Source organism: Aeromonas sp. S16(2024), from assembly GCF_041403065.1.
GTDB lineage: Bacteria > Pseudomonadota > Gammaproteobacteria > Enterobacterales > Aeromonadaceae > Aeromonas.
Window position 1 is genome coordinate 80,999 of sequence record NZ_JBGLQX010000013.1, and the last position, 21,425, is coordinate 102,423.

The window sequence follows — 21,425 nt, forward strand, 5'->3', positions numbered from 1 at the left end:
GATCTTGACCAGGTCGGGGGTCGCCAGGGGGCCTCTGCCGCCGTAAGATGAGCCGAACTATCCCGTGCCGTGCGCACCCGTCTCAACAAGAGCCTTCAACATATGTCATCAACCGAACAGGCCCGCTGGTTCGTGCTGGGGGGCGATCACCTCGTCCTGCTGGATGAACGGGGGCAGATCCCCCAAGGCCCCAGGGCCTGCCTGCCCGCCCATCTGCACTCCGCTCGTTTCGAGCCTTTCGACGAGTGGGACGGGCTGCCCTGCCTGCTGCTGGATCTGGGACCGGATGCCGAGATCGCCTCTCTGGCGGGGCTGCGCCAGCTGATGGTGGCGGGGGACGAAGAGGGCTTTCGCCTCGCCGGACGCGCCTGGCAGCTCGCCACCTTCCGCCGCACCCATCGCTTCTGCGGCGAGTGCGGTGCCCCCATGACCCCCAAGGCGGGGGAGTGGGCACAGGTGTGCCACCACGGTCACGTCGTCTATCCGCGCATCTCCCCCTGCATCATAGTGGCGGTGCGCAAGGGCCCGGCGATCCTGCTGGCGGCCCATCGCCGTCACTATCAGGCCGACGATCCCATGTATACGGTGCTGGCGGGCTTCGTGGAGGCGGGGGAGAACCTGGAGCAGTGCGTGGCGCGGGAGGTGTTCGAGGAGAGCGGCATCCGGGTATGCAACGTGCGCTACGTGGCGAGCCAGCCCTGGCCCTTCCCCCACAGCCTGATGATGGGTTTCACCGCCGACTACCAGAGCGGCGAGATCAAGGTGCAGGACGACGAACTGGTGGCCGCCGGTTTCTTCGAGGCGGACCGGCTGCCACGGCTGCCCCCCCACGGCACCATAGCGCGGCGGCTGATCGAGCAGAGCCTCGCAGAGAAGCGGTGAGGGCGAGGCCCTGAAAAGCGGGGCCCTGGTTTGCGCCCCCTCACATCTTTGCACTCCGGCGACCCTGCTGCGCGTTTGTGCCGCCCTTAGCCTTGCACAAAGTGGTATCATATCCGCCATTTTATGCTGGATATGAACTCAGGAACTGGGATGAAAGAGCTGAAGAACGATCGATACCTGCGTGCCCTGCTGCGCCAGGATGTGGACATGACCCCGGTGTGGATGATGCGTCAGGCTGGCCGCTACCTGCCGGAATACAAGGCGACCCGCGCCGTCGCGGGGGACTTCATGTCCCTGTGCCGCAACGCCGAGCTGGCCTGTGAAGTCACCCTGCAGCCCCTGCGCCGCTATCCCCTCGATGCCGCCATCCTCTTCTCCGACATCCTGACCGTGCCCGACGCCATGGGGCTTGGCCTCTACTTCGAGCACGGGGAAGGCCCGCGCTTCGAGCGCCCCATCACCTCCATGGCGGACGTGCAGGCACTGCCCATCCCGGAGCCGGAAGACGAGCTCGGCTACGTGATGAACGCGGTGCGCACCATTCGCCGCGAGCTAAAGGGTGAAGTGCCGCTCATCGGCTTCTCCGGCAGCCCCTGGACCCTGGCCACCTACATGGTTGAGGGGGGCAGCTCCAAGGCGTTCACCAAGATCAAACAGATGATGTATGCCGAGCCGCAGACCCTGCACCTGCTGCTGGACAAGCTGGCGGACAGCGTGATCGCCTATCTCAACGCCCAGATCAAGGCCGGTGCCCAGTCCGTCATGGTGTTCGACACCTGGGGCGGCGTGCTGACCCCGAGGGACTACCGCGACTTCTCCCTGCAGTACATGCACAAGATCGTCGATGGCCTGATCCGTGAGAATGAGGGGCGCCGCGTGCCGGTCACCCTGTTCACCAAGAACGGCGGCCAGTGGCTGGAGCAGATCGCCGCCACCGGCTGCGATGCGCTGGGACTGGACTGGACCACAGACATCGCAGATGCCAAGCGCCGGGTCGGCGACAAGGTGGCGCTGCAGGGCAACATGGATCCCTCCATGCTCTACGCCGCGCCTGCGCGCATCCGCGAAGAGGTCGCCACCATCTTGGCGGGCTTTGGCAGCGGCAACGGCCACGTCTTCAACCTGGGTCACGGTATCCATCAGGATGTGGACCCGGAGCACGCCGGCGTGTTTGTGAACGCGGTGCACGAGCTGTCGGCTCAGTACCACGGCCGCTGAGCGCGGCAGACAGCACGATGAGAACGGGGCCTGCGGGCCCCGTTTTGCTGCCCGGCCTCGCGGGGGCTGCATCCTGGTCACCGCTCGGGTTACACTGCACCACCACTGAACCGGGTCGCGGACGGGATGGGCGAGTGCGCCTCCTGACGACCGGGTGAGGGCGTCGTCGAACATGGCAGGAGGCAGGATGAGCAAGGGTTCTTGGGATTGGGGTATCGATCTTGGCGGGACCAAGTGCGAGTGCGTGGTGCTGGAGGGTGACGAGGTGCTGCTGCGCCATCGCATCCCCACCGAGCGCCGTGGCGGTTACGAGCACATGATAGGCCAGATCGCCAAGCTGGTGGACGAGTGCGCCGAGCGGCTCGGCCAGCGTCCCGCCATCCTCGGCATGGGCACCCCGGGGGCGCGGGATCCCCAGACCGGGCTGATGAAGAACTGCAACACCACAGAGCTCAACGGCAAGCCGTTCAAGGAAGATCTGGAGCGCAGGCTCGGCATTCCTGTGCTGATCGCCAACGACGCCAACTGCTTCGCCCTGGCGGAAACCCATCTGGGGGCGGTGCGCCAGCACCATCCCGATGCCAAGGTAGTGTTCGGCATCATCATGGGCACAGGGGTTGGGTCCGGCATCGTCATCAACGGCCAGATCCTCAACGGCCATCACGGCATCGCCGGGGAGTGGGGCCACAACGTGCTCTCCCCCGACGGTCCCGAGTGCTACTGCGGCAAACGCGGCTGTGTCGAGACCTTCATCAGCGGCCCGGCGCTGGAGGCCTGGTATGAGGCCAAGGCCAGGCGCCACCTGTCACTGGCCCAGATAGCGGCGGCGACGGCTCACGACCACGTGGCCAAACTCACCATCGACCGGCTGCATTTGCTGTTTGGCCAGGCCCTCGCCAACGTGGTCAACATCCTGGATCCGGACGTCATCGTCATCGGCGGCGGGGTGGGCAACGTGCAGAGCCTCTACAGCGTCGGTCGGCAGACTGTGCTGCCATTTCTGTTCAATCCCCGCTTCGCCACCCCCCTCATAGCCCCGGCCCTGGGCGACAGTGCCGGTGTGTTCGGGGCCGCGCTGCTGGCCAGGGGCGTCTTCCAGGAGGCCCTGCTGTCGTGAACCAGTCAGGGACCCGTCACTTTGTCGCAGGTAAGGACACAGATTTTTCATGATCAAGATTGCCATCAACGGATACGGGCGCATCGGTCGCAACGTGTTGCGGGCCCTCTACGAGAGCGGCCGCGATAACCAGCTTAAGATAGTCGCCATCAACGAACTGGCGGCCCCCGAGGCCATGGTGCACCTCACCCGCTTCGACACCAGCCATGGCCGCTTCGGTTACCCGGTGCAGCTCGCGGGCAACAGCATGCTGGTGGGGGAGGATCTCATCGCCCTGTTTGCCGAGCGGGATCCCGCCAGGCTGCCCTGGCGGGCGCTGGGGGTGGATGTGGTGCTGGACTGCACCGGGGTATTCGGCTCCCGGGCCGATGCCGAACTGCACCTGGGGGCGGGAGCGGGCAAGGTGCTCTTCTCCCATCCGGCGGATGCGGACGTGGACGCCACCATTGTCTACGGGGTCAACCATCAGGTGCTGACGGGACGGGAGCGGATCGTCTCCAATGCCTCCTGTACCACCAACTGCGTGGTGCCCGTCATCGAAACATTGCATCGAGAATTCGAGATAAATTGTGGTACTATTACGACAATTCATTCGGCCATGCACGATCAGCAAGTCATCGATGCCTATCACAGCGACTTGCGTCGAACCCGGGCCGCCAGCCAGTCCATCATCCCGGTGGATACCAAGCTGGCAAAGGGGTTGGAGCGAATCCTCCCCCACTTCGCCGGCAAGTTCGAGGCGATCGCGGTACGGGTGCCGACCATCAACGTCACCGCCATGGATCTGAGCATTACTGTTCGTAAAAAAGTGACAGTTAGTGACGTAAATCAAGCCCTGCAACGGGCATCCAGAGGTACATTACAGGGTATCCTGGACTACACGGAAGAGCCGCTGGTCTCCGTAGACTTTAATCATGATGCACACTCCTGCATCATTGATGGTACCCAGACTCGGGTGAGCGATGCCAACCTCGTCAAGATGTTGATGTGGTGCGATAACGAATGGGGCTTCGCCAACCGCATGCTGGATACCACCCGGGCCATGATGGCCGCAGGCTGAGAGTCTGCACCGGGCGCAAGGTTACTGTTTTTTTAACATTACCTGAAAATATATAGAGGACTGAATATGTCTGTTATCAAGATGACCGACCTGGATCTGGCGGGTAAACGCGTTCTGATCCGTGCTGACCTGAACGTGCCGGTAAAAGACGGCAAGGTCACTTCCGATGCACGTATCGTGGCGACGCTGCCGACCATCAAGCTGGCTCTGGAAAAGGGCGCCAAGCTGATGATCACCTCCCACCTGGGTCGTCCGACCGAGGGTGAATACAACGAAGAATTCTCCCTGGCCCCGGTAGTCAACTATCTGAAAGACGCTCTGTCCTGCCCGGTCCGCCTGGCCAAGGATTACCTGGATGGCGTAGACGTCGCCGCCGGTGAGCTGGTTGTGCTGGAAAACTGCCGTTTCAACAAAGGCGAGAAGAAGAACACCGAAGAGCTGGCCAAAAAATACGCCGCCCTGTGTGACGTCTTTGTAATGGATGCATTCGGTACTGCTCACCGCGCCGAAGGGTCCACCTACGGTGTGGCCCAATTCGCCCCGGTTGCCTGTGCTGGCCCCCTGCTGGCTGGTGAACTGGACGCTCTGGGCAAGGCCATGCTGAAGCCCGAGCGCCCCATGGTTGCCATCGTTGGCGGCTCCAAGGTCTCCACCAAGCTGACCGTGCTGGAATCCCTCTCCAAGATCGCTGACCAGATGGTTGTCGGTGGTGGCATCGCCAACACCTTCATCGCCGCTGCCGGTCACAACGTCGGCAAGTCCCTGTGCGAGCACGACCTGATCGACACCGCCAAGAAGCTGGCTGCCGAGACCAACATCCCGGTGACCACTGACGTGGTTGTCGGTGCCGAGTTCTCCGAGTCCACTCCGGCCACCATCAAGTCCGTGAGCGATGTGACCGACGGCGACATGATCTTCGACATCGGCCCTGACTCTGCCAAGGCCCTGGCCGACATCATCATGAACGCCAAGACCATACTGTGGAACGGCCCGGTCGGTGTGTTCGAGTTCGACCAGTTCGCCGAAGGCACCAAGGTGATCGCCGAAGCCATCGCCGCTTCCCCGGCCTTCTCCATCGCTGGTGGTGGTGACACCCTGGCCGCCATCGACAAGTTCGGCATCGCCGACAAGGTCTCCTACATCTCCACCGGCGGCGGCGCCTTCCTGGAGTTCGTAGAAGGCAAGGTACTGCCGGCTGTCGCGATTCTTGAAGAACGCGCCAAAGCCTAATTGACCCGGGACGGGGGGCCAAAGCCTCCCGTTTCGTTTATCATGTGGCCGCTGTGCCGGTTCATGATGAACCCCCCATTTTTTATTAACGGCATACGAGAACAGGACGATTAAACATGTCTAAGAAAATTTTCGACTTCGTAAAACCCGGCGTGATCACTGGTGATGACGTTCAGAAAGTGTTCGCCATCGCTAAAGAGAACGGCTTCGCTCTGCCTGCCGTGAACTGCGTGGGTACCGACTCCGTCAACGCCGTGCTGGAAGCTGCCGCCAAGGTCAAAGCCCCGGTCATCGTTCAGTTCTCCAACGGTGGTGCCGTGTTCACCGCCGGCAAGGGTCTGAAGCTGGAAGGCCAGCAGGCTGCCATCATCGGTGCCATCTCCGGTGCCAAGCACGTGCACGCCGTTGCCGAAGCTTACGGTGTACCTGTCATCCTGCACACCGACCACGCCGCCAAGAAGCTGCTGCCGTGGATCGACGGTCTGCTGGAAGCGGGCGAGAAGCACTTCGCCGAAACCGGCAAGCCGCTGTTCTCCTCCCACATGCTGGATCTGTCCGAAGAGTCTCTGGAAGAGAACATCGACATCTGCTGCGAGTACCTGACCCGCATGGCCAAGATGAACATGACTCTGGAGCTGGAACTGGGTTGCACCGGTGGCGAAGAAGACGGTGTGGACAACAGCCACATGGATCAATCCGCCCTGTACACCCAGCCGGAAGACGTGGCTTACGCCTACGAGCGTCTGTCCAAGATCAGCCCGCGTTTCACCATCGCTGCCTCCTTCGGCAACGTGCACGGTGTTTACAAGCCGGGTAACGTCAAGCTGACCCCGTCCATCCTGGACGCTTCCCAGAAGTTCGTTTCCGAGAAGTTCGGTCTGCCTGCCAAGTCCCTGGACTTCGTGTTCCACGGTGGTTCAGGTTCCACCCTGGAAGAGATCCGCGAATCCATCTCCTACGGCGTCGTGAAGATGAACATCGACACCGACACCCAGTGGGCTACCTGGGAAGGTCTGTTGAACTTCTACAAGACCAACGAAGCCTACCTGCAAGGCCAGCTGGGCAACCCGGAAGGCGCTGACAAGCCGAACAAGAAGTTCTACGATCCGCGCGTATGGCTGCGTGCCGGTCAGACTTCCATGATCGCCCGTCTGGAGAAAGCCTTCTCCGACCTGAACGCCATCAACGTACTGTAATTCGTTACCGTATCTTGATTGCTGAAGAGGCGCCCTCTGGGGCGCCTCTTTCATTTTGGGCCCTCGGCTGGCCTCTCAAAAGGTGTCCTTCGGGACACCTTTTGCATTTCTGTGATCCTGACAGGCTGGATTGGTGACCCTGGGCTGGGTATTATCGATGACACTGCGTTTAATTTAGTAAACAAGTGCAACCAAGGCAGGACGCTGAGCATGCAGACAGGAAGACACAACGGACACCAGGAGCACGTGGCCTCCTATTACGCGGCCACCCGCAACGATCATCGGCAATGGCCCGAGCTCAGCGGTGAGCTGGATGCCGACGTCTGCATCATAGGCGGCGGCTTCACCGGCCTCAATACCGCCATCAACCTGGCCGAGGCGGGTTACAAGGTGGTCTTGCTTGAGGCCAATCGCATCGGCTGGGGCGCCTCCGGCCGCAACGGCGGCCAGCTCATTCGCGGCATGGGTCACGACACCAGCCAGTTTGCCCGCTGGATTGGCGAGCAAGGGGTGCGCGAGCTGGATCTGATGGGGCTGGAGGCGGTGCAGCTGGTGCGCGAGCGGGTCGCGCGGTTCAACATCGACTGCGACCTGACCTGGGGCTACTGCGATCTCGCCACCAAGGCGCGCCACCTCAAGGGATTTGAGGAGGATGCCGAGCACTTGGCCAGCCTGGGCTACCGGCACGAGGTCAGGCTGGTGCCCAGGAGCGAGATCAAGTCGGTGGTGGGGTCGGATCGCTATATCGGCGGCATGATCGACATGGGCTCAGGCCACCTGCATCCTCTCAACCTGGCCCTGGGTGAGGCGCGCGCGGCGGCCAGCCTGGGCGTCGCCCTGTTCGAGCACGCCAGGGTGACCCACATCGAGTATGGCGATCGGGTCGAGGTGACCACGGCCCACGGCCGTTGCCGCGCCAGCTACCTGGTGATCGGCTGCAACGCCTACCTCAATGAGCTCAATCCCGAGCTCGGGGGCAAGGTGCTGCCGGCGGGCTCCTATATCCTCGCCACCCAGGTGCTGGAGAAGCGGCTGCGCCAGCGGCTGCTGCCGCAAAACATGGCGGTATGCGATCAGAACGTGGCGCTCGACTACTACCGACTATCGGCCGATGGTCGCCTGCTGTTTGGCGGGGCCTGCAACTATTCCGGCCGTGACCCCCACGATATAAAGGCGTTTATGCTGCCCAAGTTGCTGCGGGTCTTCCCGGAGCTGGCGGGCACTGCCATCGAGTTCCAGTGGGGGGGCATGATAGGCATAGGCGCCAACCGGCTGCCGCAGATCGGGCGCCTCAAGGAGCATCCCAATGTGTTCTATGCCCAGGCTTACTCGGGGCACGGCCTCAATGCCACCCACATGGCGGCCAGGCTGGTGGCCGAGGCGATCAGGGGGGAGAGCCGGGGCTTCGATCTCTTCAGTAGCGTTCCCCACATGACCTTCCCCGGCGGGCCTGCCCTGCGCTCACCCTTGCTGGCGCTCGGTATGCTGTGGCACAGAATGAAGGATCTGCTCTAAGGGGGAGGGCTGGCGGCAGGGAGGAGAGCGCCTATCCCTGCTGCGCCGGTTCTGCCAGTTGCCAGCCCTGCTCCGTCTTCATCATCCAGACCTGGCTCTCCTGCGACAGTGCCTGGCCTGCCTCGAACTCGCCGTATTTGCGCTCCAGCTCCATCAGGGCCATCTCCTGCTGAAAGGGGCCGACCCGGTCGTAGACCAGATCCTCGTCGTGCAGCACCTGCAACTGATCCAGCCCCTGCTTGAAGTGGAGCCGGTAGCTCACCCTGACCAGATAGACCCCCTCCATCCGCTCCTCCTTGCCGAGAATGGCGAAGTCGCTGATCTCGAACAGGGCGGGATCCGTGTCGGCCTGCAGCCTGGCGATGACCTGGCTCTGGATCGCCTCTTCACCAGGACCTGAGTTGCAGCCATAGAGCCAGCAGGCCAGCAGGGGGATGAACCACTTTTTCATCAAAACTCCGGATGATGCGAGACGGGAAAGGGCAAATTCTGCCATGGCGCCTGTCATATACAAGGGATGGCCAGAAAAATCAGCGGGCAGAGGAGAGGGCGGCCCGCGCGGCAAGGCGGGCCGCCATGGTTCAGCGCAGCTTGTCCAGCTGGCCGAGGAACTCGGCAGGGCCCATAAAGCCGGTCACCCGCTGGCCGCTCACCTCGTTGCCATCGCGATCGAAGAAGATCAGGGTCGGCAGCCCCAGCACGTTCAGGCCGTTGAGCAGATCCACATCGGCATCGTCGTTGGCGGTGACGTCCGCCTGCAGCAGCACCATGTCATTGAAGCGCGCCCGCACGGCGGGATCGCTGAAGGTCTTGTGCTCGAACTCCTTGCAGGCCACGCACCAGTCGGCGTAGAGGTCCAGCAGCACCGGCTTGCCGCGGGCGGCCTCGAGTCGGGTCTTGAGGTCATCCAGGGTCTTGATGCGGACAAACCGGGGAGCCTGGGTTTCGGTACTGGCCTTGACGCCAGGCTCGGGCAGCAGCAGATCCTTGCCCATCACCACCAGGCCCATCATCGCCAGCAGCAGCACGAAGCCGCCGAGACTCTTGCCCACCGAGTGGGGGCGATGCTGGTTGTGGTGATAGAGATAGCCGCACAGCACCAGCCCCCAGCCGAGCCAGAGCAGGGTGGCGACCTGGTCGCTCAAGAGCCGTGACAGCAGCAGTATGGGCACCGCCAGCAGCGCAAAGCCAAACAGCTGCTTGATCACATCCATCCAGGCGCCCGCCTTGGGCAGCAGCTTGCCCCCCGAGGTGCCGAGCAGCAGCAGCGGCAGCCCCATGCCCAGCGACAGGGCATAGAGGGCCGCACCGCCGAGCCAGAGATCGCCGCTCTGGGCCACGTAGATAAGCGCGCCGGAGAGCGGCGCCGTGGTGCAGGGGGAGCAGACCAGGCCGGAGATCATCCCCATGATGGTGACCCCGACCACTGAGCCGCCCTGCTGGCGGTTGGAGAGGCCGGAGAGCCGGGTTTGCAGGCTGCTCGGCAGTTGCAGGCTGTAGAGCCCGAACATGGAGAGCGCCAGCAGCACGAACATCACCGAGAGGCCGATCAGCACATAGGGGTGCTGCAGCGCCGCCTGGAACTTCAGCCCCGCCGAGGCGACCACCAGCCCGAGCAGGGTGTAGGTGACCGCCATCCCCTGCACATAGACGAAGGAGAGCAGGAAGGCGCGGCGGGTGGAGAGGTGCTGACCCGCCCCGGCGATGATGCCGGTCAAAATGGGGTACATGGGGAAGACGCAGGGGGTGAAGGCAAGCCCCAGTCCCAGCGCAAAGAAGGCGGCGATGCTGAGCCAGAAGCCCTGGCTGCCGAGGGCGGCCGCCAGCCTGTCCTGCTGGCTGCTGGCCGGCGCCTCGATGGCGTCTGCGGAGCCTGTCTGCCCGGCGTCGCCGGTGGCCGCGAGGGGCTGCACCGGGATCCGCTTGTCGGTGGGGGGATAGCAGAGGCCGTCGGTGCAACCCTGATAGCTTATCCTGAGGCTGGCGGCGTCCCCCACCTGGGTCAGGGTGACGGGGATCTGTAGCTCCTGATAGAAGACCCGGGTCTTGCCGAAGAAGTCATCCTCATGCTCGGTGCCTGCGGGCAGCACTGGGGGCTCGAAGGCGAGGTTGTCCCCCTTGACGCTGATGCTGTGGCGATAGAGGTAGTAGCTGTCGGCGAGGCGCAGGGTCAGCAGCAGCTTGTTGCCCTGCTGTTCGCTCTCGAGGACGAAGGCCTCGTCGACTTTCAGAAACTTGGGCTGGGCGCTGGCCTGGATGCCGAGGCTGCTTAGCAGATCCTGACTGCTGGCCTGGGCGGGGGCCGCGAGCAGGCTCAGCAGGAGCAGCAGGGGGGAGAGCAGGGATCGCAGTGTCATGAGGTCTCCTGTGTCAACCAGTCGAGGTAGGCTTGATGGCCCTGGCTGGCGGGGATCGCCAGGATCTCCGGCACCTGGTAGGGGTGGTGAGCCAGGATGCACCGCTCGAGCTCGGCAAAGAGCGGCTGGCGGGATTTGATGATGAGCTGGATCTCCCGTGCCCGCTCTATCTTCCCCTGCCAGCGATAGACGGAGGTGAGCCCTGGCAGCTGATTGATGCAGGCGGCGAGGCGCTGGTCGAGCAGTTGCTCGCAGAGGAGGTCGGCACTGGCTTCATCCGGGCAGGTGCAGAGCACCAGAATGGCGTCGGTCATGGGGTTGGCGGTCTCGTCAACGGGGGCGCAAAGGCCCTCTGGAACAGCGCTTACTATACCGGGCAAAGGGGCAAATAGCACCCGGCCCGCGCCCGGCTGGCGGCGCTCTCAATTAGTCATGCGCCCGAGATAGACGCTGTGAAAAGGACAGGGCAGAATGAGCGGGCTTGTTCCCACTCTACGTAAGGAAATGTATGACCCAACAGAATGAGCAGCAGAGAAACCGCATGTTGAGCCTGTTGCGTGAAGGCGAGCGCCGCATGTTGGTGCAACTGGCCGGTCTGCTGCGTACCAGTGTCGATGAAATCAATGCGGAGCTGGAGAAAGAGGAGTTGCTGTCTGCCCTGGAGCAACCCATCACGGTGGAGTACCTCAACGGCGTGGTGCAACATCATCTGTTCGAGCGTCTGCACAAGGGGGACATGGTCGCGGCCCAGCGCATGTTGAACCAGTATCAGAGCGACCTCGAGGCCATGCTGCACCAGGAGGTGAAGCAGGAAGAGGCACCGGCAGAAGAGGCCAGGGCACAAGCCTGATCCCGACGAGGCTCTCCCTCCTCCAGCACCATCATGCCAGTCGCATGATGGTGCCTCGTTTTATCCCTTCTCTTGTCAACCCGTGACCCGCTGTGCCCCCTGGCCCGGGATGGGGAACACCTTGTCATAGCTCCAGTTGTAGACGAAGGCATAGACCAGGTAGAACAGCACGAAGCCCAGATCCAGCACCAGCGCCTCCAGCAGGCCGATGTCGAGCCACCAGGACATTACCGGCAGGGCGACGATCAGCAAGCCTCCCTCGAAACCGAAGGTATGCAGCACCCGTTGCCACAGGGTCTTGTGGGTATGGCCCTGCAGGCGCAGCAGCAGCCTGTCCACCCCGATGTTGTAGACATAGTTCCAGACGGTGGCGACCACCGAGAAGAACAGGGCCAGCGGGCCCATGTGGTTGAGACCGACGCCGGTGACCCAGCTTGCCAGGGGGGCAGCGATCAGCAGGCCAATCAATTCGAAGCCGATGGCGTGGCGCAGGCGATCACGGGTATTACGCATGGTCTGTCTCTCTATTTCTCTTTCCGGGTGGGTATGGCGGCCAATTTATCGCTATTTTTCGATAGGTTCACGTTGGTATCCATCGCTAAAATAGATAGATCTCGGTGTAATAACAGAGCTGGAGCAGACGAATGACCCCTTCACTGGAACAATTCAAGGCGTTGCTGGCAGCGGCCGAGACGGGATCTTTCTCGGCGGCGGCGCGCCGCCTGGGCAAGGCGCAGTCGGTGGTGAGCACCGCCATCGCCAACCTGGAGATAGATCTCGGCCTGGAGCTGTTCGATCGCAGCGGCCGCTACCCGGTACTGACCGAGGCGGGGGCCCGCATCAGCCAGGAGGCGGGAGTGCTGCTGGCCCAGAGCGAGCGGCTGCAAGCCATCGCCGGGGAGCTGGCCAGCGGCATAGAGTCGCGCCTCACCCTGGCCATCGACGATGACTCCCACCTGCCCTGGCTCGGTGCCCTGCTGGAGGAGTTCGCCGGCCGCTATCCGACTGTGGAGCTGGAGCTGCTGTTCCCGCTGATGGAGGATGTGACCGAGCTGCTCAAGAGCGGGCGGGCCCAGCTCGGCATCAGCTACCAGAAGGCGCACCCGGAGCGGGAGCTGGTCTCCCGCTCCCTGGGGAGCGTCGCCATGCCCCTGGTGGTCTCCCCGGATCACCCCCTGGCCCACAAGACGCCGCTGCACGAGAGCGACCTGCAGGGGGCCCGCCAGCTGATGGTGACGGGACGGCGGGAGGGCACGGAGCGCCATCGCTTTCGCCTCTCGTCCCAAGTGTGGTGGGTCGAGGGGGATCTCGGGATCCTGGAGCTGGTCAAGCTGGGGCTGGGGTGGTCTGCGGTACCCGAGTTTCTGCTGCACCGGCCGCTGGCGCGGGGGGAGCTGGTGGTACTCAAGCCGGATTTCCTTCCCCTGGCCGAGCTGGAGCTGGAGTTGCAGTGGTATCGCGCCCGCCCGCTCGGGCAGGCGGGGCGCTGGCTGAAGGAGGCCCTGCTGGCGCGGGTGCCTCGTTAGCTGACCTTAGTCGGTCAGGGAGTAGGGCAGGGGTTGCAGGGCGAGGCGGGAGCCTTCCTCCTGCTTGAGGCGGAAGCTGGCATCGGCCTCGGTGTCCTTGGGCAGCACGGCGGTGAGCCACACCTGGCCATCCTGCTGCCAGGCGTTCAGCACCATGCCGCTGCGCCGCCAGTTGTCACCGAGCTGGATCTCCAGGGTATCGCCGCTGGCAACGGGGACACTGGCCTGCCCGGCCAGCACGAAGAGGGCGCGGTTGTTGGCGCCGCGATACTTGGCGCGGGCCACTATCTCCTGCCCCATGTAGCAGCCCTTGGTGAAGCTGATGCCGTCCAGGGCCTGCAGGTTCAGCATCTGGGGAATGTACTCACCCTGGTGGACCGCCTCCAGGTGCGGGATGCCCGCCTTGATATCCAGACCCCACCAGAGTGATTCCTGTCCGACGGGCAAGCCGATATCGAGCGGTTGTTCGCTCACCAGCAACCAGCGATCGGCTTCCACCCTGACCGCCATGCCGCCCTCGACAAGGCCGGTGTCCTGAAGGCCGTATTGCGCCGCGATCCAGGCATCCGTGCCCTGACCGGCCAGGCCGACTGCCTGGCCCTGGAACTCGCCGATCTCCACCTTGGCGAACACCGCAAACTTCTTGAGTTCGGGCAGCTGGCGCGCCAGCACCGACGGCTTGGTCAGCAGCAGCAGGCTCTCATCGAGGCAGAGCAGGCGAAAATCGCTCCACAGCTTGCCCTTGGGGTCGCAGTGGCCGCCGAGGGTGCTCTGGCCCGGTTGCAGGGCGTTGACGTCACAGGTGACCTGGCCTTGCAGATATTTCACGCGATCGTTGCCGGTGAGGCGGGTGATGGCCAGATTGGTCAGGGGAAACAGGGTCGGCTCGGCAGGAAGAACAGGGGTCGGCAGGCTCACGATGGTATTCCAGAGACAGAAAGTATGTGACCTGCATGGTAAAGACGTAAGGAATGTTTGTCAGCCGGAAAATCCAGCTGCTACCATCCCCGGGTCTTTGTAAGGAGAGTTCCATGTTGAGCCCAATTGAAAAGTCCCGCCTGAAGTGGGCCTGCCGTCGCGGCATGCTCGAGCTGGATGTGATCTTTATGCCCTTTTTCGAGCACGAGTTCGACTCCCTGAGCGAAGCACAGCAGCAGACCTTCATCCGCCTGCTGGCGTGCGAGGATCCCGAGCTGTTCCGCTGGAGCATGGGCCACGGTGTGCCGAGCGACCCCGATTTCGCCGCCATGATCCCCCTGATCCTGGAGCGCAATCAGGCTCGTCATGATCGCCTGAGCTGATCCCCGATGCGGGTCCTGATGCCCGTCATTCCCTCCCGGCGGCAGCGCCTGCTGCTGCTTGCCCTGTTTTTGTTGTTGCTCTGGCCGGTTGCTGCTCTGATCCATGGCTGGCAATGGGGGCTGTTTCTCCCCTGCTGGTTGCTGGGGCTCTGGCTGGCCTTGCGCCCCGTCATGCAGGGGGGCGAGGCGCTTTGCTGGGACGGAGAGTGGCTGGAGTGGCAAGGCCGACGCCATCGACTGGATGACCGCAGCCGTATCCTGCCCGGGGTGCTCTGGCTGAGGCTGGTGACAGAAGAGGGCGCCGAGCGCCACCTCTGGCTATTCTCCGACGCCCTGGCACCCGAACACTACCGCGCCCTGGCCCGCGCCATTCACCTCGCCGTTCCTCGCTGACCCCATCTTGCCCCCCAATAAATGACCCCGCCGAAGCGGGGTCATGGTGGGAAAGCCTGGGGATCACTCCCGATCCGGCGTCAGCACTGTCGGCTTGGGGTTCGGCTGCCTGTCCTGGTAGTCTGGGGGCAGGCTGTACAATCCGCAGCACGTCTCTGGCTTGTGCCGGATCACTCTCGGTCCGGTGTCAGTACCGTCGGCTTGGGGTTCTGCTGCATGTCCGGGTCGTCCGGGGGCAGGCAGTGCAGTCCGCAGCACGCCTATGGCTTGTGCCGGATCACTCCCGATCCGGCGTCAGCACTGTCGGCTTGGGGTTCTGCTGCATGTCCGGGTAGTCGAGGTTGTAGTGCAGTCCGCGGGACTCCTTGCGCTCCAGGGCACAGTTGACGATAAGCTCGGCCACCTGCAACAGGTTGCGCAGCTCCAGCAGGTTGTTGGAGACGCGGAAGTTCGCATAGTACTCCTGCACCTCCTGCTTGAGCAGGTCGATGCGGCGCTTGGCGCGGGCCAGGCGCTTGTTGGTGCGCACTATCCCCACGTAATCCCACATCATCAGCCGCAGCTCGTGCCAGTTGTGCTGGATCACCACCTGTTCGTCCGAGTCATCCACCTGGCTCTCGTCCCAGGCGGGCAGGCTCGGCGGCTCCACGCTCATGGGCAGCTTGGCCAGGATGTCGGCCCCCGCCTGATGGGCATAGACCACGCATTCGAGCAGGGAGTTGGACGCCATGCGGTTGGCGCCGTGCAGCCCGGTATAGGTCACCTCGCCGATGGCGTAGAGACCCGGGATGTCGGTCTGGCCGTTGTTGTCGATCATCACGCCGCCACAGGTGTAGTGGGCCGCCGGCACTATGGGCATGGCCTCCTTGGTGATGTCGATGCCGACCGCGAGGCAGCGCTCATAAATGGTCGGGAAGTGCTTGATGATGAAATCCGCCGGCTTGTGGCTGATGTCCAGATACATGCAGTCGGCGCCGAGGCGTTTCATCTCGTGGTCGATGGCGCGGGCGACTATGTCCCGCGGCGCCAGCTCGGCCCGCTCGTCGAAGTCAGGCATAAAGCGGCTGCCGTCGGGACGGCGCAGATAGGCCCCTTCCCCGCGCAGGGCTTCGGTCAGCAGGAAGTTGGGATCATCGGGGTGGAACAGGCTGGTGGGGTGGAACTGGTTGAACTCCAGGTTTGCCACCCTGCAGCCGGCGCGCCACGCCATGGCGATACCGTCACCCGAACTCACGTCCGGGTTGGAGGTGTATTGATACACCTTGGAGGCGCCGCCGGTGGCCAGCGCCACGAAACGGGCGCGGATCACCTCGACCTGCTCGACGTTGCGGTTCCAGACGTAGGCGCCGAGCACCCTGTTGCCCGGCAGGTCCAGCTTGCGGGTGGTGATGAGATCGACCGCGTTGAAGCGCTCCATCAGGCGGATGTTGGGGTGGGCGCGGACCTGATCGATCAGGGTGAGCTGTACCGCCTTGCCGGTGGCGTCCGCCGCGTGGAAGATGCGGCGATGGCTGTGACCCCCTTCCCGGGTCAGGTGATAGTGGGATTCCCCCTCGGCATCCTCTTCCTGATCGAAGGGCACGCCCTGCTGGATCAGCCATTGGATGGAGTCGCGGGCGTGGCGGGCGGTGAACTCCACCACGGCCGGGTCACACAACCCGGCGCCAGCGTTGAGCGTGTCGCTCACATGGGATTCGATGCTGTCGGTCTCGTCGAACACGGCAGCGATGCCTCCTTGCGCATAGAGAGTGGCCCCTTCACTGATGGGCCCCTTGCTCAGAACCAGGACTTTGGCCTGGTCTGCCAATCGCAACGCGAGGGACAGACCGGCGGCACCGCTGCCAATGATCAGTACGTCGCAAAGGTATTCAACACTTGCTTTCATAAGTATCATTGGCCTGGATTAAGAACTGGCCCCATGGTAGCCCAAGGGGGGTTGTGATGCAGCCCGCATCACATTTTTTTCAATGCAAGCGAACTTTCTCTGATTCTCCCTGTCTGAACTTGTGCGCTTAGAAGGGGCCGGAAAAGAAGAACGATAACCTGATGGGGGTTTTACGGCTCTGATGAGCGACCAGAATCTACTGGACGAACAGCTGGTTGAACGGGTCCAGCGTGGCGATAAAAATGCATTCAACCTGTTGGTAAAAAAATACCAGCATAAGGTGGTCAACCTGGTGGCCAGGTATGTCAACAATCCGGGCGATGTGCCGGATGTGGCGCAGGAGGCCTTTATCAAGGCTTACCGTGCGTTGCCGACATTCCGTGGCGAGAGCGCGTTTTACACCTGGTTGTATCGGATCGCCGTCAACACGGCCAAAAATTACCTGACCTCACAGGGGCGCAGACCGCCCAGCAGTGATGTCGAAGCGGACGAGGCTGAATATTATGGTGGTGGTGAAGCCCTGCAAGAAGTGGCCACCCCGGAAAACCTGGCGCTGACCGACGAGATCAAGCGCACTGTGTTTGCCGCCATAGAAGCCTTGCCAGAAGACTTGAGAACAGCGATCACCCTTCGTGAAATGGAAGGGCTGAGCTACGAAGAGATTGCGGAGATCATGGATTGCCCTGTGGGTACGGTGAGATCCCGTATCTTTCGGGCGAGGGAAGCAATCGATAAAAAGCTGCAACCTCTGATCGAGAATTAAACTGGGGAAAGACAGGCAAACTTATGGCAAATAAAGAGCAACTTTCAGCCCTGATGGATGGTGACCTCAGCGACATGGAGGTTCTGAACGAGCTGGGAACGGATCCCGCTCTGCAAGATACCTGGGCTCGTTACCATCTGATCGGTGATGCCATGCGGGGAGACCTGCCGGTCAATCTGCAACTGGATCTCAGTGACAGCATCATGCTGGCACTGGAAGACGAACCCGTCATACTGGCGCCCAAGCCGGTGCAACCCGTTGCCCCCCAGGTGAAGCCTGCCGGCAAGGTGATACCTCTGGTCCGTCGCTTTGGCCAGCAGATGGGGCAGTACGCCATTGCGGCCTCTGTGGCTGCCGCCGTCATCTTCGGGGTGCAGCAGTATCAGGGCAACGACGGCATGCCGGCCAACCCTGTGCTCAACACCATACCGGTCGGTGGCAGTGCGACGCCAGTGAGCGTGCACTATCCCCAGGAGGGCAACCGTGCCACTCCTCGCCAGCAAGGCTTGAACGAGCAACAGATGCAGGAGCAGCGCGAGCGTATCAACGCCTTCCTGCGAGACCATCAATTGCAACAGCGTCTGCTGCAAGACAAGCAGATTCAGGAATAACGCATCTTTAGGGATCAGACCGTGCGCCAGTCCAGCCTCATTCTGCTGGCCTCTCTCCTGCTGATTTGTGCCAAGGCCTCGGCCGACGATTTGTCGGCCGAGGCCTTGTTGCAGCAGATGCAGAGTGCCGTTTCGCAACAAAACTTTGAGTTGTCCATGGTCAAGGCCCGTCAGGGACGCCTCGAGCCCATTCGCTTCAGTCACGGAGTGATCGATGGCAAGGAGGTCGCTCATCTGAGTTATCTCGACGGCAAGGCGGTGGAGTATCTGCAACGCCAGAACGAATACACCTTCTTTGAAAACACTCACGAACCTTACACCCTCAAGGGGGCGCGTTTCCCGGGCGTCTGGTCGAGCCTGGTGAAGATGCCGCTGCCCCGGGTGCTGGAGAGCTATGATCCCGTGCTGGCCGGTCGCAGCCGGGTGGCCGGCCTGGTGGCCCAGGTCGTGAGACTGGTGCCCAAGGAGGCGGACAAGTACGGCTTTGTGCTCTGGGTCGACGAGCAGAGTCATCTGCTGCTGCGGGTGGACATGGTGGACAGGGAGGGCAATTTGGTCGAGCAGGTGCTGGGAGTGGATCTGGACAGGCAGCCGGCGCCCGCGCCCTGGCTTGTCACCCTGGCCCGCAGCAAGCTGCCCGATGCGCTGGCATTGGAAGACGCCTATCCCGCCCCCCAGCAGGCCCTGAACTGGCACCTGACCTGGTTGCCGGGTGGATTCAAGGTGCTCTCTCAGGACAGGCACCAGCTGGTCAGCACCAGCCTGCCGGTGGACTACATGATGCTGTCGGACGGTGTGGTGGATCTCTCCGTCTACGTCTCCCGGGTCGATCCCAAGCAGGCGGTGCGCCAGCAGTTGATCCGCCAGGGCGCCACCTCGCTGGTGAGCTTCGTCAACGAGGTCGGGGTGGAGATCACCGTGGTTGGGGAAGTCCCTACCGAGACGGCCAAGCGCATCGCCGAGTCGGTGCAGCCGCTGGCCCGCAACGAGGCGGTACAGTGAGGCGGCATGCTGCCACTTGCCGAACCGGGACGACCGTGCTGAGATCGGGTAAATCCATAGCCGTTCGTCTGGAGTCATCTTGTGAGTAACATGAGCGAAGAGCTGGCAACAGTGGTGGCCGTCGAGGGGGCCTATGCCTGGGTGGAGTGCGAACGGCGCTCCGCCTGCAGCGGCTGCCATCAGCAGTCCAACTGCGGTACCGGGACTGTCGCCAAGGCCTTTCCCCTGAAGTCGCAGCGACTGCGGGTGGCACTGACCGCCGAGGTCATGGTCGGTCAGCAGATCCGGCTCGGCATTCCCCAGGCGAGCATACTGCGGGGCGCGGCCCTGGTCTATGTGCTGCCGCTGTTCTGCCTGCTGCTCGGTGCCCTGCTCGGTCAGCTCTGGCTGGCGCCGCTGCTGTCGGCGGGGGAGGGCGTCACCATCCTCAGCTGCCTGCTGGGGGGCACAGTCGGATTTTTACTGGTTCGTTACTTTTCTGCCCGGCTCGAGCAAGGGGAATATGGTCCCCGCATGCTCGGTGTGGTGCTCAATACCCGCCAGCTCTCCTGAGCGGAGCAACCCTTTTCTGGCCCCGTCGCTGCCGTTTTGGTGCCGAAGGCCCGTCAGACAAGGCGCTATTTCTGGTGCCCGCCGACTAAAGATTGGCCGTCGACCGGGTTATCCAGTAAAATCCTGCCCTCATATCCGACCCTAACTTAATTTTGAGTGATTCTTGCTCGATGAAACACATTCGTAACTTTTCGATTATTGCGCACATCGACCACGGTAAATCGACCCTGTCGGACCGTCTGATCCAGACTTGCGGCGGCCTGTCCTCCCGCGAGATGCAGGCTCAGGTGCTTGACTCCATGGACCTGGAGCGCGAGCGCGGCATTACCATCAAAGCACAGAGTGTGACCCTGAACTACCAGGCACAAGACGGTAACACCTATCAGCTGAACTTTATCGACACCCCGGGCCACGTGGATTTCTCCTACGAGGTTTCTCGCTCCCTGGCTGCCTGTGAAGGGGCTCTGCTGGTGGTGGATGCCGGTCAGGGGGTTGAGGCACAGACTCTGGCCAACTGCTACACCGCCATGGAGATGGAGCTGGAGGTGGTGCCCATCCTGAACAAGATCGATCTGCCTGCCGCAGAACCCGAGCGGGTTGCGGAAGAGATCGAGGACATCGTCGGCATAGACGCGGTGGATGCGGTGCGTTGCTCCGCCAAGACAGGTCTGGGTGTCGATCTGGTGCTGGAAGAGATAGTGGCCCGCATCCCGGCACCGGAAGGTGATCCGGATGCCCCGCTGCAGGCGCTGATCATCGACTCCTGGTTCGACTCCTACCTGGGCGTCGTCTCCCTGGTGCGGATCAAGAACGGTTCGCTCAAGAAGAACGACAAGATCAAGGTGATGAGCACCGGTCAGGTGTGGGGCGTGGATCGCATCGGTATCTTTACGCCGAAGCAAGTGGACACCATGGGCCTGGGTTGTGGCGAGGTAGGTTGGGTCGTCTGCGGCATCAAGGATATCCACGGCGCCCCTGTGGGCGATACCCTGACGCAAGCCAAGAACGGTGCCGACAAGGCGCTGGCCGGCTTCAAGAAGGTGAAACCGCAGGTCTATGCGGGCCTGTTCCCCATCTCCAGCGATGACTACGAGTCGTTCCGTGACGCCCTCGACAAGCTCTCCCTGAACGATGCCTCCCTGTTCTTCGAGCCGGAAAGCTCCACCGCACTGGGCTTCGGCTTCCGTTGTGGCTTCCTCGGCATGCTGCACATGGAGATCATCCAGGAGCGTCTGGAGCGGGAATACGATCTGGATCTCATCACCACGGCACCGACCGTAGTGTATGAAATCGAGCTGAACAACGGCGAGACCATCCACATCGACAGCCCGGCTGCCATGCCTCCGGTCAACAATATCAAAGAGATGCGCGAGCCCATCGCCGAGTGCAACATACTGTTGCCGCAGGAGTACATGGGCAACGTGATCACCCTCTGTATCGAGAAGCGTGGTGTGCAGACCAACATGGTCTATCACGGCAAGCAGGTGGCGCTGACCTACGAGATCCCGATGGCGGAAGTGGTGCTCGATTTCTTCGATCGCCTCAAGTCCACCAGTCGCGGCTACGCCTCCCTGGATTACGGCTTCAAGCGCTTCGAGACCTCCGAGATGGTGCGTCTGGACATCATGATCAACGGTGAGCGTGTCGATGCCCTGGCCATCATCACCCACAAGGAGAACGCCCAGTATCGCGGTCGCCAGGTGGTGGAGAAGATGCGTGAGCTGATCCCGCGCCAGATGTTCGACATCGCCATTCAGGCGTCCATCGGCAACCAGATCATCGCCCGCAGCACGGTCAAGGCCCTGCGCAAGGACGTAACCGCCAAGTGCTACGGCGGTGACGTGAGCCGTAAGAAAAAGCTGCTGAACAAGCAGAAAGAAGGCAAGAAGCGGATGAAGTCCCTAGGCCGTGTCGACGTGCCGCAAGAGGCCTTCCTCGCCATTCTCCACGTCGGAAAGGATTAATAG

The 21,425-nt window shown here is 62.5% G+C and carries 22 protein-coding genes; 16 read left to right on the forward strand and 6 right to left on the reverse strand.

What is annotated here, in order from left to right:
* Window positions 1-102 precede the first annotated feature (102 nt).
* From nudC to ACB030_RS11695, 7 genes are all read left to right on the forward strand, one after another.
* Window positions 103-882, forward strand: coding sequence for an NAD(+) diphosphatase (gene nudC, locus ACB030_RS11665; RefSeq protein ID WP_371159927.1), 780 nt, complete (start codon window positions 103-105; stop codon window positions 880-882).
* Between the two features lie 150 nt (window positions 883-1,032).
* Window positions 1,033-2,100, forward strand: a complete 1,068-nt coding sequence (gene hemE, locus ACB030_RS11670; protein ID WP_371159929.1) for a uroporphyrinogen decarboxylase — start codon at window positions 1,033-1,035, stop codon at window positions 2,098-2,100.
* A gap of 187 nt (window positions 2,101-2,287) precedes the next feature.
* Window positions 2,288-3,217 carry an ROK family protein gene (locus ACB030_RS11675; protein WP_371159931.1) on the forward strand — a complete coding sequence of 310 codons (930 nt, stop codon included), beginning with the start codon at window positions 2,288-2,290 and terminating at the stop codon, window positions 3,215-3,217.
* Window positions 3,218-3,266: 49 nt separating this feature from the next.
* The gene (epd, locus tag ACB030_RS11680) at window positions 3,267-4,277 is read left to right on the forward strand and encodes an erythrose-4-phosphate dehydrogenase (RefSeq protein ID WP_139434003.1); all 1,011 of its coding nucleotides are present in this window, start codon (window positions 3,267-3,269) and stop codon (window positions 4,275-4,277) included.
* A gap of 66 nt (window positions 4,278-4,343) precedes the next feature.
* Window positions 4,344-5,507: a phosphoglycerate kinase gene (locus ACB030_RS11685; protein ID WP_371159933.1), complete on the forward strand. Its 1,164-nt coding sequence runs from the start codon at window positions 4,344-4,346 to the stop codon at window positions 5,505-5,507.
* A gap of 116 nt (window positions 5,508-5,623) precedes the next feature.
* Window positions 5,624-6,703 carry a class II fructose-bisphosphate aldolase gene (fbaA, locus tag ACB030_RS11690; RefSeq protein WP_025328275.1) on the forward strand — a complete coding sequence of 360 codons (1,080 nt, stop codon included), beginning with the start codon at window positions 5,624-5,626 and terminating at the stop codon, window positions 6,701-6,703.
* A 210-nt stretch (window positions 6,704-6,913) separates the two neighbouring features.
* The gene (locus ACB030_RS11695) at window positions 6,914-8,218 is read left to right on the forward strand and encodes an NAD(P)/FAD-dependent oxidoreductase (protein ID WP_371159935.1); all 1,305 of its coding nucleotides are present in this window, start codon (window positions 6,914-6,916) and stop codon (window positions 8,216-8,218) included.
* 31 nt (window positions 8,219-8,249) lie between these two features.
* On the opposite strand, the gene ACB030_RS11700 is transcribed toward ACB030_RS11695, so the two are convergent.
* The 3 genes from ACB030_RS11700 to cutA all read right to left on the reverse strand — a co-directional run bounded on the left by ACB030_RS11700 (window position 8,250) and on the right by cutA (window position 10,889).
* A complete protein-coding gene (locus ACB030_RS11700; RefSeq protein WP_371159937.1) occupies window positions 8,250-8,669 on the reverse strand; it encodes a hypothetical protein in 420 nt (139 codons plus the stop codon).
* A gap of 130 nt (window positions 8,670-8,799) precedes the next feature.
* On the reverse strand, window positions 8,800-10,575 hold the full coding sequence (locus ACB030_RS11705; RefSeq protein WP_371159939.1) for a protein-disulfide reductase DsbD: 1,776 nt from the start codon (window positions 10,573-10,575) through the stop codon (window positions 8,800-8,802).
* Window positions 10,572-10,889: a divalent-cation tolerance protein CutA gene (cutA, locus tag ACB030_RS11710; protein WP_371159941.1), complete on the reverse strand. Its 318-nt coding sequence runs from the start codon at window positions 10,887-10,889 to the stop codon at window positions 10,572-10,574. Before cutA ends, ACB030_RS11705 begins: the two co-directional genes overlap by 4 nt.
* Window positions 10,890-11,083: 194 nt before the next feature.
* Here cutA and ACB030_RS11715 point away from each other — a divergent pair, with 194 nt between their 5' ends.
* The gene (locus ACB030_RS11715; RefSeq protein ID WP_371159943.1) at window positions 11,084-11,425 is read left to right on the forward strand and encodes a hypothetical protein; all 342 of its coding nucleotides are present in this window, start codon (window positions 11,084-11,086) and stop codon (window positions 11,423-11,425) included.
* Between the two features lie 75 nt (window positions 11,426-11,500).
* On the opposite strand, the gene ACB030_RS11720 is transcribed toward ACB030_RS11715, so the two are convergent.
* Window positions 11,501-11,938, reverse strand: coding sequence for a PACE efflux transporter (locus tag ACB030_RS11720; RefSeq protein ID WP_106885816.1), 438 nt, complete (start codon window positions 11,936-11,938; stop codon window positions 11,501-11,503).
* A gap of 131 nt (window positions 11,939-12,069) precedes the next feature.
* On the opposite strand from ACB030_RS11720, the gene ACB030_RS11725 reads away from it, so the two are divergent.
* Complete coding sequence (locus ACB030_RS11725) at window positions 12,070-12,951, forward strand: LysR family transcriptional regulator (RefSeq protein WP_368170565.1); 882 nt, start codon at window positions 12,070-12,072, stop codon at window positions 12,949-12,951.
* Between the two features lie 6 nt (window positions 12,952-12,957).
* Here the strand turns inward: ACB030_RS11725 and ygfZ are convergent, their stop codons facing one another.
* The gene (gene ygfZ / locus ACB030_RS11730) at window positions 12,958-13,863 is read right to left on the reverse strand and encodes a tRNA-modifying protein YgfZ (RefSeq protein ID WP_371159981.1); all 906 of its coding nucleotides are present in this window, start codon (window positions 13,861-13,863) and stop codon (window positions 12,958-12,960) included.
* 119 nt (window positions 13,864-13,982) lie between these two features.
* On the opposite strand from ygfZ, the gene ACB030_RS11735 reads away from it, so the two are divergent.
* Together ACB030_RS11735 and ACB030_RS11740 are read left to right on the forward strand one after the other, a co-directional pair.
* Window positions 13,983-14,252 carry a succinate dehydrogenase assembly factor 2 gene (locus ACB030_RS11735; protein ID WP_163137646.1) on the forward strand — a complete coding sequence of 90 codons (270 nt, stop codon included), beginning with the start codon at window positions 13,983-13,985 and terminating at the stop codon, window positions 14,250-14,252.
* 18 nt (window positions 14,253-14,270) lie between these two features.
* The gene (locus ACB030_RS11740) at window positions 14,271-14,645 is read left to right on the forward strand and encodes a protein YgfX (RefSeq protein ID WP_371159947.1); all 375 of its coding nucleotides are present in this window, start codon (window positions 14,271-14,273) and stop codon (window positions 14,643-14,645) included.
* Between the two features lie 277 nt (window positions 14,646-14,922).
* On the opposite strand, the gene nadB is transcribed toward ACB030_RS11740, so the two are convergent.
* Window positions 14,923-16,530, reverse strand: a complete 1,608-nt coding sequence (gene nadB / locus ACB030_RS11745; RefSeq protein ID WP_371159949.1) for an L-aspartate oxidase — start codon at window positions 16,528-16,530, stop codon at window positions 14,923-14,925.
* A 181-nt stretch (window positions 16,531-16,711) separates the two neighbouring features.
* On the opposite strand from nadB, the gene rpoE reads away from it, so the two are divergent.
* The 5 genes from rpoE (at window position 16,712) to lepA (ending at window position 21,422) form a co-directional block, all read left to right on the forward strand.
* Window positions 16,712-17,293 carry an RNA polymerase sigma factor RpoE gene (gene rpoE, locus ACB030_RS11750; protein WP_106885820.1) on the forward strand — a complete coding sequence of 194 codons (582 nt, stop codon included), beginning with the start codon at window positions 16,712-16,714 and terminating at the stop codon, window positions 17,291-17,293.
* Window positions 17,294-17,316: 23 nt separating this feature from the next.
* Window positions 17,317-17,904, forward strand: a complete 588-nt coding sequence (locus tag ACB030_RS11755) for an RseA family anti-sigma factor (protein WP_041204349.1) — start codon at window positions 17,317-17,319, stop codon at window positions 17,902-17,904.
* A 21-nt stretch (window positions 17,905-17,925) separates the two neighbouring features.
* Entirely contained in the window at window positions 17,926-18,906 is a 981-nt protein-coding gene (locus tag ACB030_RS11760; RefSeq protein ID WP_205642460.1) for a MucB/RseB C-terminal domain-containing protein, read from the forward strand.
* A gap of 90 nt (window positions 18,907-18,996) precedes the next feature.
* Window positions 18,997-19,458: a SoxR reducing system RseC family protein gene (locus ACB030_RS11765; protein ID WP_371159983.1), complete on the forward strand. Its 462-nt coding sequence runs from the start codon at window positions 18,997-18,999 to the stop codon at window positions 19,456-19,458.
* 170 nt (window positions 19,459-19,628) lie between these two features.
* Window positions 19,629-21,422 (forward strand): translation elongation factor 4, encoded by a 1,794-nt coding sequence (gene lepA, locus ACB030_RS11770; protein ID WP_371159952.1) that lies wholly within the window; start codon window positions 19,629-19,631, stop codon window positions 21,420-21,422.
* Window positions 21,423-21,425 lie beyond the last annotated feature (3 nt).

Bases quoted from the DNA above. Each gene is read 5' to 3' on its own strand.
- ACB030_RS11695 (WP_371159935.1), top strand. From the start codon at position 6,914: ATGCAGACAGGAAGACACAACGGACACCAGGAGCACGTGGCCTCCTAT.
- nudC (WP_371159927.1), top strand. From the start codon at position 103: ATGTCATCAACCGAACAGGCCCGCTGGTTCGTGCTGGGGGGCGATCAC.
- ACB030_RS11700 (WP_371159937.1), bottom strand. From the start codon at position 8,669: ATGAAAAAGTGGTTCATCCCCCTGCTGGCCTGCTGGCTCTATGGCTGC.
- ACB030_RS11720 (WP_106885816.1), bottom strand. From the start codon at position 11,938: ATGCGTAATACCCGTGATCGCCTGCGCCACGCCATCGGCTTCGAATTG.
- ACB030_RS11715 (WP_371159943.1), top strand. From the start codon at position 11,084: ATGACCCAACAGAATGAGCAGCAGAGAAACCGCATGTTGAGCCTGTTG.
- ACB030_RS11675 (WP_371159931.1), top strand. From the start codon at position 2,288: ATGAGCAAGGGTTCTTGGGATTGGGGTATCGATCTTGGCGGGACCAAG.
- lepA (WP_371159952.1), top strand. From the start codon at position 19,629: ATGAAACACATTCGTAACTTTTCGATTATTGCGCACATCGACCACGGT.
- ACB030_RS11725 (WP_368170565.1), top strand. From the start codon at position 12,070: ATGACCCCTTCACTGGAACAATTCAAGGCGTTGCTGGCAGCGGCCGAG.
- rpoE (WP_106885820.1), top strand. From the start codon at position 16,712: ATGAGCGACCAGAATCTACTGGACGAACAGCTGGTTGAACGGGTCCAG.
- cutA (WP_371159941.1), bottom strand. From the start codon at position 10,889: ATGACCGACGCCATTCTGGTGCTCTGCACCTGCCCGGATGAAGCCAGT.
- ACB030_RS11765 (WP_371159983.1), top strand. From the start codon at position 18,997: ATGAGCGAAGAGCTGGCAACAGTGGTGGCCGTCGAGGGGGCCTATGCC.
- ACB030_RS11685 (WP_371159933.1), top strand. From the start codon at position 4,344: ATGTCTGTTATCAAGATGACCGACCTGGATCTGGCGGGTAAACGCGTT.
- nadB (WP_371159949.1), bottom strand. From the start codon at position 16,530: ATGAAAGCAAGTGTTGAATACCTTTGCGACGTACTGATCATTGGCAGC.
- hemE (WP_371159929.1), top strand. From the start codon at position 1,033: ATGAAAGAGCTGAAGAACGATCGATACCTGCGTGCCCTGCTGCGCCAG.
- ACB030_RS11705 (WP_371159939.1), bottom strand. From the start codon at position 10,575: ATGACACTGCGATCCCTGCTCTCCCCCCTGCTGCTCCTGCTGAGCCTG.
- epd (WP_139434003.1), top strand. From the start codon at position 3,267: ATGATCAAGATTGCCATCAACGGATACGGGCGCATCGGTCGCAACGTG.
- ACB030_RS11755 (WP_041204349.1), top strand. From the start codon at position 17,317: ATGGCAAATAAAGAGCAACTTTCAGCCCTGATGGATGGTGACCTCAGC.
- ACB030_RS11740 (WP_371159947.1), top strand. From the start codon at position 14,271: ATGCCCGTCATTCCCTCCCGGCGGCAGCGCCTGCTGCTGCTTGCCCTG.
- ACB030_RS11735 (WP_163137646.1), top strand. From the start codon at position 13,983: ATGTTGAGCCCAATTGAAAAGTCCCGCCTGAAGTGGGCCTGCCGTCGC.
- fbaA (WP_025328275.1), top strand. From the start codon at position 5,624: ATGTCTAAGAAAATTTTCGACTTCGTAAAACCCGGCGTGATCACTGGT.